General features: G+C 76.1%; 11 protein-coding genes and 1 pseudogene. 7 read left to right on the top strand and 5 right to left on the bottom strand.

The window, feature by feature from the left end; all coding sequences use genetic code 11:
* Positions 1-219 (top strand): annotated as a pseudogene (locus tag ACFQ11_RS34840) (hypothetical protein); the annotation flags it as partial.
* Positions 220-397: 178 nt separating this feature from the next.
* Positions 398-1,381 carry an anti-sigma factor RsbA family regulatory protein gene (locus tag ACFQ11_RS34835; protein WP_378306668.1) on the top strand — a complete coding sequence of 328 codons (984 nt, stop codon included), beginning with the start codon at positions 398-400 and terminating at the stop codon, positions 1,379-1,381.
* A gap of 25 nt (positions 1,382-1,406) precedes the next feature.
* Here the strand turns inward: ACFQ11_RS34835 and ACFQ11_RS34830 are convergent, their stop codons facing one another.
* On the bottom strand, positions 1,407-2,318 hold the full coding sequence (locus ACFQ11_RS34830; RefSeq protein WP_378306666.1) for a phosphotransferase: 912 nt from the start codon (positions 2,316-2,318) through the stop codon (positions 1,407-1,409).
* Positions 2,319-2,328: 10 nt separating this feature from the next.
* Positions 2,329-3,264 carry an EamA family transporter gene (locus ACFQ11_RS34825; RefSeq protein ID WP_378306664.1) on the bottom strand — a complete coding sequence of 312 codons (936 nt, stop codon included), beginning with the start codon at positions 3,262-3,264 and terminating at the stop codon, positions 2,329-2,331.
* Between the two features lie 80 nt (positions 3,265-3,344).
* Here ACFQ11_RS34825 and ACFQ11_RS34820 point away from each other — a divergent pair, with 80 nt between their 5' ends.
* Positions 3,345-4,253, top strand: a complete 909-nt coding sequence (locus tag ACFQ11_RS34820) for a LysR family transcriptional regulator (protein ID WP_378306671.1) — start codon at positions 3,345-3,347, stop codon at positions 4,251-4,253.
* A 13-nt stretch (positions 4,254-4,266) separates the two neighbouring features.
* Here the strand turns inward: ACFQ11_RS34820 and ACFQ11_RS34815 are convergent, their stop codons facing one another.
* A complete protein-coding gene (locus ACFQ11_RS34815; protein ID WP_378306662.1) occupies positions 4,267-4,803 on the bottom strand; it encodes a hypothetical protein in 537 nt (178 codons plus the stop codon).
* A 235-nt stretch (positions 4,804-5,038) separates the two neighbouring features.
* On the opposite strand from ACFQ11_RS34815, the gene ACFQ11_RS34810 reads away from it, so the two are divergent.
* The 4 genes from ACFQ11_RS34810 to ACFQ11_RS34795 all read left to right on the top strand — a co-directional run bounded on the left by ACFQ11_RS34810 (position 5,039) and on the right by ACFQ11_RS34795 (position 9,332).
* Entirely contained in the window at positions 5,039-5,488 is a 450-nt protein-coding gene (locus tag ACFQ11_RS34810) for a hypothetical protein (RefSeq protein ID WP_378306660.1), read from the top strand.
* 371 nt (positions 5,489-5,859) lie between these two features.
* Complete coding sequence (locus ACFQ11_RS34805) at positions 5,860-6,702, top strand: SAM-dependent methyltransferase (RefSeq protein WP_378306658.1); 843 nt, start codon at positions 5,860-5,862, stop codon at positions 6,700-6,702.
* Between the two features lie 157 nt (positions 6,703-6,859).
* Complete coding sequence (locus tag ACFQ11_RS34800) at positions 6,860-8,116, top strand: acyltransferase family protein (RefSeq protein WP_378306656.1); 1,257 nt, start codon at positions 6,860-6,862, stop codon at positions 8,114-8,116.
* Positions 8,117-8,168: 52 nt separating this feature from the next.
* Complete coding sequence (locus ACFQ11_RS34795; RefSeq protein WP_378306655.1) at positions 8,169-9,332, top strand: helix-turn-helix domain-containing protein; 1,164 nt, start codon at positions 8,169-8,171, stop codon at positions 9,330-9,332.
* Positions 9,333-9,347: 15 nt separating this feature from the next.
* Here ACFQ11_RS34795 and ligA read toward each other — a convergent pair whose 3' ends face one another.
* Entirely contained in the window at positions 9,348-11,444 is a 2,097-nt protein-coding gene (gene ligA, locus ACFQ11_RS34790; protein ID WP_378306653.1) for an NAD-dependent DNA ligase LigA, read from the bottom strand.
* Positions 11,445-11,509: 65 nt separating this feature from the next.
* The coding region (locus ACFQ11_RS34785) for a WS/DGAT domain-containing protein (protein ID WP_378306651.1) at positions 11,510-11,988 on the bottom strand (479 nt) is incomplete at its 5' end.

The raw sequence follows: 11,988 nt of genomic DNA, 5'->3' as shown, positions 1-11,988 counted from the left end.
ATGGCCGCCGCCCTGCTCGGCAGCATCCTGCCCGCGCTGCGCGACAGCGGCGACGCCGGGAGCGTCGCGAGCGGGGTCCGGCGGCTGCTGGCGGGCGGGACGGGCGCCGAGCGGCAGCGCGCCGCGCACCGCAGGCGCGACCTGTTGACGGACGTCGTGGACGCCGCGCTGCTGCCGGAGCCGGAGGCCCCGCCACCGCGGGTTCGGCCGGCAACGTAGCTGAATTGATGCACTATCTCCCGTTTTCGCACGTCGCCGCGGGGTAACCGTTACGTGAACGGCGTTCACCGGGACTGGGGGCGATAGCATCGACGGGGTCCATACCGCACCGCCGCCGGAGTGCGCGTACGCTCGGGCCGATGCACGAGATGGGGGAACCGAGCGGGGCGGCGACGCGATGAGCCCCGCGGACACGAGTTTCACGGACACGGCGACGACGGGCTCCGCCGCGGACGGCGACCCGTTCGTCCATCCCGCCCTGTTCTACGGGACCGACGAGGAGTACCTCGCGGGGACCGTCCCGTTCGTCCGGGACGGCGTCGAGGCGGGCGAGCCGGTGGCCGTGGCGGTGCCCGGCGCGCGGCTCGCGACGCTGCGGGACGCTCTCGGCGGCGACGAGCCGGACGCCGCGGTGGCGTCCGTCACCTGGCTCGACATGACAGAGGCGGGACGCAACCCGGGCCGCATCATCCCCGGCGTGCTGCGCGACTTCGCCGACCGTCACCGGGGCGGACGGGTGCGGATCATCGGGGAACCGATCTGGCCGGGCCGGTCGGAGACCGAGTATCCGGCCTGCGCCCAGCACGAAGCGCTGATCAACCTGGCGTTCGCCGGGCGGAGCGTGTCGATCCTGTGCCCGTACGACACGGCCGGGCTGGACGACCGCGCGCTCGCCGACGCCCGCGCCACGCACCCGGTGCTCATCGACGCCGACGGCGAGCGCGCGAGCCGCGACTACGCGCCGGAGCGGATCGTCCGCGACTACAACCGGCCGCTGCCGCCGCCCGCCCAGGCGTACCGGATCGACTTCGACCTCGACGCGCTGCCGCGGGTCCGGGAGTTCGCGTGGACGTGGGCGGCGCGGCTCGGCCTCGGCCCGGGAGCGGCGGGCGACCTGGAGCTGGCCGTCAACGAGCTGGCCGCGAACTCCTGCCTGCACGGCGGCGGCGCGGGCACCGCGCGGATCTGGTCCGAGGACGGCCTGGTCGTCTGCGAGGTGCGGGACGCCGGGACGATCACCGATCCGCTGGCCGGGCGGATCCCGGTCGAGATGAGCCCGCACGGGGGCCGCGGGATCCTGCTCGTCAACCACCTCGCCGACCTGGTGCGGATGCACACCGGCCCGGACGGCACGGCGATCCGCGTCTACATGCGCCCCTGACCGTGCCGGGCGGCGCCGGGGACCGTCAGGGTGCGAGCACCCGGCCGATCCCTGCGAGCGACTCGGCGAGCAGGTCCGCGAGCCCCTCGACGGCGGCGTACTCGGCCAGCGTCGCGGCGATGAACAGCGCCAGCACCCGCGCCGCCCGTTCCCGGTCCGGCGGGACGTTCCCGTAGGCGTCCAGGAACGCGGCACGGTCGTCGCCCGCGAACGCGGCATAGGCCAGCGACAGGTCCACCGACGGGTCGGCGAGGCACACGTCGCCCCAGTCGATCACCCCCGCGGCCTCGCCCGCGGGTCCGAGCAGGACGTGCCGGGAGTGCAGGTCGCCGTGCACGATCACGGGTTCCCCGGCGGGCGGGGCGGCGTCGCGGGCGGCGTCCAGGAATCGGCGGACGCGGGGGTCCGGCCTCCGCAGGCCGAGCGCGGCGAGCCGGTCCAGGCGGTCTGCGGCCATGGGGGCGCGGTGGGCGGGATCGCCCCGCCGGACGGGGTCCACGGGCAGCCGGGCGCCCGCGGCCGGGACGAGCGCGGGGTCGTGCAGCGCCCGCAGGAAACCGCCGAGGGCGGCGGCGGTCGGCGCGCGCCGTCCGTCCGGCGGCCGTACCTCGGCGAGCTCCCGCCCGGGGAGGAGCCGCGCGCCGAAGAACGGCCACGGGAACCCGCCGCCGGGCTCCCCCACGTAGCGCGGCACGGGGATCGGCAGCGGCAGGCGCGGCGCCAGCGCGGCGAGCGTCGCGATCTCGCGCTCGACGCCCGGCACGGCGATCTCGCGGCGGGGGAACCGGAACGCCCACTCGCCGCCGACGCGGAACACCGTGTTGTCCCACCCGGTCGCGAGCGGTTCGACCGGCGCGCCGCGCAGCTCCGGGAACCGCTCCCCCACGAGCGCCGCGGCCGCGCCGGCCGTCATCTCGTGTTCCGCCGCCCACTCCATGGGCACGACGTTAGCGCGCGGCCTCCGCGGCGGCCCGCCGCTCCGTTCCCGGCGGGGCCTCCGGCACGACGTCCTGCGGCGGCGGGGGCTCGCGGCGGCCGGTGAGCCAGACGGCGGCGACGACCAGGGCGCAGCCGGCGAGCTGGGCGGGCGCGGGCCGCTCGGCCAGCACCAGGGCACCGAGCAGGACGGCGAGCACCGGCTGGAGCAGCAGCAGCGTCCCGCCGACCTCGGCGCGCAGCCGCGGCAGCCCGGCGCCGATCAGCAGCCAGCCGCACACCTGGCCGGTCACCGCCAGCGCGGCCAGCCAGCCGAACGCGGCCCAGCCCGGCGTGAGGTCGACGCCGTGCCACGGGACGCCGACCGCGACGGACGCGGCGCCCGCGCCGAGGGTCGCCAGCAGCACGGGCCGCGCCCGGTGGGGCCCGCGCCGTCCCGCGACGCGCGACAGGAACAGATAGCCGGCGTAGGCGGCGCCGGCGCCGACGCCGTAGAGCGCGCCGCGCACCGGGTCGGCGGCGTGCGGTCCCTGGTCGGCGAGGCCCGCCGCGAGCGCGACACCCGCCAGCATGACCGGCACCGCCACCGCGAACGCCCGCGACGGGCGTTCGCGGAACACGGCCAGCGCGAGCAGCGGCACCACGACGACCTGCACGTTGACCAGGACGGTCGCGATCCCCGCGCCCACGTCCTCGATGGCCGCGCCCCACAGCACCAGGTCCACGCCGAGGAGCAGTCCCGCAACGACGTCGAGGCCGCCGCCGCGCGCGGGCCCGGCGCGGCGCCGTTCCCACCGGACGAGCGGCAGCAGCAGCGGCACCGCGAGCGCGCAGCGGAAGAACGCCGCCGTGCCGGAGGAGACGCCGGACAGCCCGACGAAGATCGCGGACGCGGAGATGAACGCGGCCCCCGCGATCACCAGGAGCCGTGGATCGATCCTTCGCACCCGCTCCACGCTGCCGCAGCGGAACACTTAGCACAAGCGACGCTTTTTAAGCGTGAATCGGTAGCCTTCCTACCGTGACGATGAACGTCGAACGGCTGCGCGCCCTGCACGCGGTGTCGGTGCACGGCACGATCGCGGCCGCCGCCGAGTCCCTGCACGTGACGCCGTCCGGGGTGTCGCAGCAGCTCGCGAAGCTCGAACGGGAGACCGGGCACCGGCTGCTCGAGCCGCACGGCCGCGGCGTGCGCCTCACCGGCGCCGGGCACGTCCTCGCCGGGCATGCGGCGCGGGTGCTGACCCAGCTGGCCGCCGCCCGCGCCGAGCTGGACGGGCTGCGCGAGGACGCGGTGGGGCCCGTGCGGCTCGGTTCGTTCGTCACCGCGGCCCGCGCGGTGCTGCCGCCCGCCCTCAGGGCGCTGCAGGAGCGCCACCCGCGCCTGTCCCCCACCCTGCAGGAGGGGGAGGCGGAGACCGTCCTGCCGGCCCTGGTCCGCGGTGACATCGACGTCGCGGTGGTGGAGAGCTGGGACACGCTGCCGACCCCGGTCCCCGCCACGGTGTCGCGCCTGCTCCTGGCGTCGGACGTCATCGACCTCGCGCTCCCCGCCGGTCATCCGCTGGCCCGGCGGCGGTCGGTCGATCTGGCCGAACTGCGCGGGATGCGGTGGGCGGCGTGGACGGCGGGCGGCACCTGCGAGCAGCAGCTGCTGCAGACGCTGCGCGAGCACGGCGCCGACCCGGTGATCGCCTGCAACGTCGCCGACTACCCCACGCAGCTCGCGTTCGTGGACGCCGATCTGGCCGCCGCGCTGATCCCCCGGCTCGGCCGCGACCCGATCCCCGACTGGGTGCGGATGCTCGCCACCCGCCCGGTCGTCCGCCGCAAGATCTACGCCGCCTGGCGGACGGAGGCCGACCGGCCGGCGGTGCGGGCGTGCGTCGAGGCGCTGCGCGCGGTCGCGGAGCGCCTCGCCGACGAGCCCGCCTGACACGCCGCGCCGCTCAGGGACGGCGGCGCGGCCGGGGCACCCGGCCGCGCGGCTTGAAGATCGACAGGCCGGTGGCCGCCAGCAGCATGACGAGCTGGGCGGCGACCACCGCGACCTCCCGCCACCTGCGCGCCGCGGCCGGGAGGGTCCCGTCGGCCGCCGCCTCCGCCATCGCCTCGGGCTGCCCGAGCAGCGCCCCGAACAGGATCGTGGTAATCAGCAGCAGCAGTTTCCCGAACACCCACCAGTGCCGCAGCACCCCCCACTTGCTGCCGAGCCCGAGCACGATCCCGCTGATCAGCGCGAGGAAGCTCAGCGGGATCCCGCCGCCGTACACCAGCACGGGCATCAGCCGGTACGCGGGCCCGACCAGCGCGGCGTCGTCGGTCAGCGTGGCGGTGAGGTTGAGCATGACGAGCGCCCACACCTCGCCGGCCAGTGCCACGGACGCCAGGACGTGCACCAGCAGCAGTGTCTTGCGGACGTTCGGACGCGGCCGCCACGCCCGTCCCGCGGTACTCCCTCTCGGGGCGGCTTCCTGAACCGGCATCTCGCGACTCCTCCCTCTCGGAACGACCCTGCGATCGTGCGAGGTCGTTCCGGGGGCCGTCGTCCGGTCTGCGGATGCACCGGGACTCCGCCGACGGGAGCAGGGCACCGGGAAACGCCTGCGCCCCGCGAGGTACCAGCGGGGATGCCGAGAATTGACCGCGACCACGGGTGCGTGTGGGAAATGCCGGGAATGAAGGCTGCGCCCGGACTCACCCAGATCATTGTGGGGAACGATGCGTTTTCTTGCTCGCGCGCACCAGATGCCCGCCCGCCTGGTCGTGGGCGCGTTCATCTTGAACTCGGGACTGTCGAAGCTGAAGGGCGACCCGGGTACGGCGGACTACATCCACGGGACGGCGAAGACGGCGTACCCGTTCCTGGAGTCACAGGATCCGCAGAAGTTCACCCGGATGCTCGGGACGGCCGAGGTGGCGCTCGGCGGCGCGCTGCTGGCGCCGTTCGTGCCGACCGTGTTCGCGGGCGCCGCGCTCACCGCGTTCGCGGGCGGGCTGACGGGCCTGTACCTGCGGTTGCCCGGGATGCGGGAGGAGGGAGGCATCCGGCCCACCCAGGACGGCATCCCCCTGGCCAAGGACACGTGGCTGGCCGGGATCGGCGCGACGCTCGTCCTCGAGGAGCTGAGCCGGACCGGCGAGAACCGCTGCGGGCGCCGCCGCCGCTGAGCGCGGCCCGCCCGCGGCCGCACCGGGAGCATGGCGAGATATGCCGTACAAGGGCGCGGATCGACGGCGGATTCCGCCAAGTCTCCACTTCGCGCGTCAACTCGCTGTCATGACCGGATGCGGCCAAGTCGCCGGAACGCTCCGGTCCGCGTCCGGAGGGCGCCCCGGCGGCCCGTTCCCGCCTTTTCCTGCGGTGGCGCACCCGCGGCGCGCCGCGCGTCGGCGACCGCCCGAAACGCGCGTGGCCCGATGCGGTCACGCGCCGCTCGCGTTTCGGCCCGTCCGGACGCCGGGCTCCGCCCGATCCGCGTCCCGCGCTCTACCGTCGATGGCAGCCACCGCACTTGCTCCCCAGAGGAAGGCGACAGGTGATGCCAGGGACGGCCACGACAGGACGGGTCCCGGGCCGGGGCCCCGCGGGCGAACCGGCACCGGACGACGGGCCGCGGCCCGTCCCCGACCTGCACCGCCCGGGCCTCGCCCGGGTCCAGGACCGCCTGCTCGGCGGCAAGGACAACTACGCCGCCGACCGCGACCTCGCCGACCGGCTGCTGGACGCGCTGCCGGGCGCCGCCGCGGCGGCCCGGGAGGGCCGCGCGTTCGTCGCCCGCGCCGTCCGGACGCTCGCCGCGCGCGGCGTCCGGCAGTTCCTCGACCTCGGCTGCGGCCTGCCCACCGGCGACGACCTGCACCGGCTGGCGGCCCGGCACGTCCGCGGCCCCCGCGTCGTGTACGTCGACGACGACCCGCTGGTCATCGCGCACGCCCGGGCCCGGCTCGCCGCCGACGGCGTCGCGGCGCTGCGGGCGGACCTGCGCGACCCGGCGGCGATCCCGGCGAGCGCGGAGGTGCGGCGGCTGATCGACCCCGCCGAGCCGGTCGCGCTGGTGTTCTCGTCCGTCCTGCACTTCCTGCCCGACCCGCACGGGCCCGTCGCCGCGCTCGCCGCCACGGCCGCGCCGGGCAGCGCGCTCGTCGTCGCGCACGCCACCGGCGACTTCGCGCCCGCCGCGATGGCCGAGGCGGCGCGGCTGTACCGGGACGCGGGCGTGCCGCTGCATCCGCGCGGCGCCGCGGACGTCGAACAGCTGCTCGGGCCGTTCACGCCGCTGGCGCCCGGCGTGGCCCCCGCCGCGGCGTGGCGTCCCGACCGGCCGTCCGTCCCGGCGGGTCCGCCCCTGCTGTACGCGGCGGTGGGGATCCTGCCCGGCTGACCGGCGTCCGGAGCGGGCGTCCGGAACGGGGGGCGCCCCGGCGCGAACCCGGACACGAAGGGGACGGCGACACGCCGGACGGCGTCGACCTGGCGTTCAGCGAACGTTCAGGGGGCGCTGGGCGGAGCATCGGAAGACGGCCCCTAGGGTGGCCGAGATGCCGGCGAACACTCTGACCCCACCGGACACCCGGATCGACGCGCCCGCGGCGAGCCGGCCGCGGATGGGCTGGCTGGACGCCCTGCGCGGGATCGCCGCCCTCGTCGTGGTCTTCGAGCACTCGCTCGACGTGCTGCTGCCCGAGGTCCGCGCCACCGCGAGCCCCTGGTTCGACTTCGGACGCTACGGCGTCTTCGTGTTCTTCCTCGTCAGCGGCTACGTGGTGCCGTTCTCGCTGGAGCGGCGCGGCAGCGTCCGCGCGTTCTGGGTGGGGCGGTTCTTCCGCCTGTACCCGGCGTGGGCGGTGTCGGTGGCGCTCGCGCTGGCGCTCGCCGTGGCGGGGTTCGGCTACGGGCTGCCCGCCGCGCTCGGCGACCGGCCGTGGACGGCGGCGCTGGCGCACCTGACGATGCTGCAGGATCTCCTCGGCGTGCCGAACGTCGTGAACGTGTTCTGGACGCTGTCGTACGAGATGATCTTCTACCTGCTGGTGACGGCGATGTTCGTCGCCGGGGTGAAGCGGGCCAGCGCACGCGTCGCGCTCGGCTTCGGGGGCGCGGCGGCCCTGCTCGGCGTGGTGCTGCCGTCCCAGCTGCTGGCCGCCCGCTGGCCGGACGGGACGACGCTCGTCGCCGCGGCCGTGCTCGCGGCCGGGCTCGCGGCGCTGTTCGGGGGACGGACGGTCCGGCGGATCGGGGTCGCGGTCGTCGCGACGCTGGCGCTGACGCTGCTGGTGCTCAACAGCCGCATCGGCGGGGTCGAGAGCCTCTGCATCATCGCGACGATGTTCGCCGGAACGGCCGTCCGCGGGCTGCAGGACGGCCGGCTGCGGGCGTGGCCCGCCACCGTGATGATCGCGGTGGTGCCGGTGCTGACGCTGCTGGCGGGGCTGCGGCCGCCGCCCACCTGGTCGCAGCACGGGTACCCGGAGTCGCTCGGCCTCGACTGGTCGCTGGCGGTCGCGGCGGCCTGGCTGACGTTCCTCGCGGGACTCGCCCTGCGGCACCGGACGATGCCGCGGGCGCTCGTGTGGTCGGGCCTGGTCAGCTACTCGCTGTACCTGCTGCATCCGCTGGTGATCCAGGCGGTCTGGACGGCCGCCGGGCGGGATCCGGGCTCGCTGCCGGTGCCGGAGCGGCTCGGCTGGGGCGTCGTGCTGGTCGCGGGCGTCCTCGGGGCGGCGGCGCTGGCGTACCGGTACGTGGAGAAGCCCGCGCAGCGGATGGGCAAACGGCTGACGCGGCCCCCCGGGTGACAGCGATCACTCCGGCCGCCTAAGGTGAGGCCCGTCCCCGGAGGGAGGTCCCGTGGCCGGTCCCCTGCCCGACGAGCTGCCCGGCGTGCTGCGCCAGCACGTGCAGGAAGCCGTCCGGGAAATGGAGCGGGAGATCCGCGAGCAGGTCCCCGAGTACTCCGACGACGACGGCGAGTACGCCGAGCGGGTCGAGCGGGCGGTCCGCGACGCGGTCGCGTTCTTCGTCGACTCGGTCGACCATCCCGACGCCGACCCCCGCAAGCTCACCGAGCTGTACACGCGCCTCGGCGAGCTCGAGGCCCGGCAGGGCCGCGGCCTGGACGCGCTGCAGACGGCGATGCGGGTGAGCTGCCAGGTCGCGTGCCAGCGGTTCATCATGGACGCCTACCGGCTCGGCTGGTCGCGGGAGACGCTGGGCCGCCTCACCGACTCGCTGTTCATGCTGGTCTCCCGGATCGCCGACGCGGCCGCGCAGGGGTACGCGCGCGAGCAGGGCCAGCTGGCGACCGCCCGGGAGCGGCGCCGCGAACGGCTCCGCGACATGCTGATCATCGAGCCGTCCCCCGGGCACGAGGCGATCGCCGAGCTGGCGGTCGCGGCGCGCTGGGACCTGCCGAGGAGCATCGGCCTGATCGCGCTCCCGGCGGGCGCGCCCGCCGGGGCCCGGATCCTGCCGCCGTCGGTGCTGGCCGACTGGGACGCGCCCATCCCGTTCCTGGTGGTGCCCGACCCGGACGGTCCCGGGCAGGAGCGGCTGTGGCCCGCGCTGCGCCGGCTCGGCACCGCCGCGCTCGGGCCGACGGTGCCCGTGACGCAGGGCGCGGTGTCGCTGCGGTGGGCGCGGCACGCGCTGACGCTGATCGAGCGCGGGATGCTGCCGCGCGGCGAGCCGGTCCGCTGCGCCGAGCACGTGTCGTCCCTGGCGACGCTGGCGGCCGAGGAGCTCGTCGGCGCGACCGCGGGCGCCGTCCTCGGCCCGCTGCTGGACCTTCCGCGCTCGCGGCGGCAGCCGCTGGCCGAGACGCTGCTGACGTACCTGCAGTCGGGCGACAACGCCGTGGTCGCGGCCGAGCGGCTGCACATCCACGAGCAGACCGTCCGGTACCGGCTCCGCCGCATCCACGAGCTGACCGGCGGCCGGTTCACCGAGCTCGACGGCCGGCTGGACGTGATGCTGCTGCTGAGCTGGCTCGTCCGGTCCGGCGGGGACGGCTGACGGCCGCCCGCGCGGTCAGCGGAAGGCGGCGACGCGGGCGGCGAACTCCTCGGGGGGGACGATCTCGACGCCGAGCTTCTCGGCCTTGGCCCGCTTGGACCCCGCCTTCTCCCCCGCGACGAGCAGCGACGTCCTCCCCGACACCGACGAGGACGCCCGCCCCCCGGCGCGTTCGATGAGCTGGTTGACCTCGTCGCGGGACAGGCCCTCGAGGGGGCCCGACATCGCGCCGGTCGCGACCACCGAGAGCCCGGCGAGCGGGAGGTCCCCCGTTTCCTCCGCCGTCTCCGCGGCCGCTTCCCCGGACGGCGCGGCGGCGGGGCGGCCGGTCGCGCCGGGCTCGGTCATGTTCACCCCGGCGGCGACGAGCTTGTCGATGAGCGGCGCGAGCGCGGCGACCTCGGCGACCACGGTCGACGCCCGTTCGGGGCCGATCCCGTCGACCTCCTGGAACGCCTCGGCGTCGGCGGCCCGGATCGCGTCCATCGTGCCGAAGTGCCGGGCGATGCGCCGCGACATGGAGCGGCCGGTCAGACGCACGCCGAGCGCGCAGAACACCTTGTTCAGCGGCTTGGCCTTGGCTGCGTCGATCGCGGCGAGCAGGTTCGCGGTGCTGGTCTCCCCCATCCGCTCGAGCCCGACGACCTGGTCGTGGGTGAGCGTGAACAGGTCGGCGAAGTCCTCGATGAGGCCCGCCTCGACGAGCTGGTCGATGCGGCTCCCGGCGAGGCCCTCGACGTCGAGCTGGTCGCGGCCGACGGCGTAGCGGACGGACGCGACGGCGTGGCAGTCGCGGCCCCGCACGCAGCGCCAGCGCTGCTGGGAGCGGTCGATCTCGTCGCCGCAGCGCGGGCACGCCTCCGGGACCTCGATCGGTTTCTCGTCGCCGGTGCGCAGGTGCGCCACCGGCGCCTCCACGCGGGGGATCACGTCCCCGGCCTTGTAGACGGTGACGTGGTCGCCCAGCAGCAGCCCGCGCCGCTCGATGTCGGCCGCGTTGTGCAGGGTCGCGTACCGGACGAGGGAGCCGTCCAGCTCCACCTCCTCCAGCTCGGCCCGGGGAGCGATGACCCCGGTGCGCCCGACGTTCCACTCGACGCCGACCAGGCGGGTGATCTTCTCGACGGCCGGGAGCTTGTAGGCGACCGCCCAGCGCGGCGCCCGCGACGACAGGCCCGCGTCGGCCTGGTCGGCGGCGGCGTCCGCCTTGATCACGATGCCGTCGATGCCGAAGTCCAGGTCGGGGCGGAGCGCCGCGATCTCCCGGACGCGCTCCAGCACCCCGTCCACGGTCGTCGCGGTCGTCCCGGGGACGGGCGTGACCGCGACGGTGCGCACGCCGAGCCCGGCGACCAGCTCCATGACCGCGCTGTGCGGCAGCCCCCGCAGGCGCTCCGCCAGGTCGTCGCCGGTGCCGTCCATCGGCAGCGCCCCGTAGGCGAAGAAGGTCATCTCCACCTGGTAGGCGCGGTCCCTGGCGCGCAGCGACCCGGCGGCCGCGCTGCGCGGGTTGGCGAACGCCGCGCCGCCCGCGCCGGTGCGGGCGTCGTTGGCGGCCTCGAACTGGCCGCGGGTCATCAGCACCTCGCCGCGCAGTTCCACGGTGACCGGCTCGGCGAGCCGCTCCGGCAGCCCCGCGATCATGCCCTTGCCGTGCGACACGTCCTCGCCCGCGGCCCCGTCGCCCCGCGTCACCAGCCGTGCGAGGCGCCCGTCCTCGTACCGGGCGGAGACGGCGAGGCCGTCCAGTTTCGGCTCCACGCTCCAGACCTCGACGTCGCGGCCGATCCGGCGGGCGACCCCGGCGGCCCACGACCGGAGGTCGTCGGCGGAGAACACGTTGTCGAGGCTCAGCATGGGGACGGTGTGCGGCACGTCCCCGGCCACGGCTCCTCCGGCGACCTTGCCGGTCGGCGAATCGGGCAGGACGTGCCCGGGGTTCGCGGTCTCGTAGGCGGCGATGCCGCGCACGAGCCGGTCGAACGCGTCGTCGTCCAGCGGCGAGTCGCCGCCGCCGTAGTAGGCGGCGGACGCCGCGACGGCGGTCTGGACGGCGGCGGCGTACGCGGCCTGATCGCCGATCTCGGTCGTGGGGGCCGGTGTCTCGGTCATGCCCTCATCCTTCCCGGCCGCACCGACATTTCCGGCATTCCGGGAGGCGAACCGGCGCTTCGGGATCAGGTGGGCGTCGTGCGGGACGGGCTCGCCTCCGGCCGCGCGCCGCTCTCGCCGGTCAGCTCGCCGGTCAGCTCGCCGAAGGCGCGGACGAGGGCGTCCGCGAACCCGTCCGCCTCCGGCAGGACGTGCGGATCGGCGGTCACCGCGACGTGCAGCGCCCCGTTCCAGCCGAGCGCCCCCACCGCGAGGGGGACGCCGTCGGCCAGCGGCAGGATCGGGTGGACGTCGCCGAGCGGGACCCCCGCGAGCGACATCGGGACGTCCGGGCCGGGCATGTTCGACACGATCGCGCCGAAGAACCGGGACCGGTACACCGCGCGGGCGGCGCGCGCGTGCAGCGGCGGCGGCAGCGCCCCGATGAGCCGCAGGACGGCCGTGCTCGCCGCCGCCCGCCCGGACGTGCCGCGCCGCTCGGCGGAGCGGTGCACGGCCGCGACCCGGTCCCGGAGCGGGCGGCGGTCGACGGGCACGTCCAGCC

This window comes from Actinomadura sediminis (assembly GCF_042675525.1).
GTDB lineage: Bacteria > Actinomycetota > Actinomycetes > Streptosporangiales > Streptosporangiaceae > Spirillospora > Spirillospora sediminis.
The sequence above is the reverse complement of the archived record's forward strand: the minus strand, read 5'-3'. Positions and strand labels throughout refer to the sequence as shown.

Excerpts from the sequence above, each read along its gene's own strand:
- ACFQ11_RS34835 (WP_378306668.1), top strand. The coding sequence starts at position 398 with ATGAGCCCCGCGGACACGAGTTTCACGGACACGGCGACGACGGGCTCC.
- ACFQ11_RS34830 (WP_378306666.1), bottom strand. The coding sequence starts at position 2,318 with ATGGAGTGGGCGGCGGAACACGAGATGACGGCCGGCGCGGCCGCGGCG.
- ACFQ11_RS34820 (WP_378306671.1), top strand. The coding sequence starts at position 3,345 with ATGAACGTCGAACGGCTGCGCGCCCTGCACGCGGTGTCGGTGCACGGC.
- ACFQ11_RS34815 (WP_378306662.1), bottom strand. The coding sequence starts at position 4,803 with ATGCCGGTTCAGGAAGCCGCCCCGAGAGGGAGTACCGCGGGACGGGCG.
- ACFQ11_RS34810 (WP_378306660.1), top strand. The coding sequence starts at position 5,039 with ATGCGTTTTCTTGCTCGCGCGCACCAGATGCCCGCCCGCCTGGTCGTG.
- ACFQ11_RS34805 (WP_378306658.1), top strand. The coding sequence starts at position 5,860 with ATGCCAGGGACGGCCACGACAGGACGGGTCCCGGGCCGGGGCCCCGCG.
- ACFQ11_RS34800 (WP_378306656.1), top strand. The coding sequence starts at position 6,860 with ATGCCGGCGAACACTCTGACCCCACCGGACACCCGGATCGACGCGCCC.
- ligA (WP_378306653.1), bottom strand. The coding sequence starts at position 11,444 with ATGACCGAGACACCGGCCCCCACGACCGAGATCGGCGATCAGGCCGCG.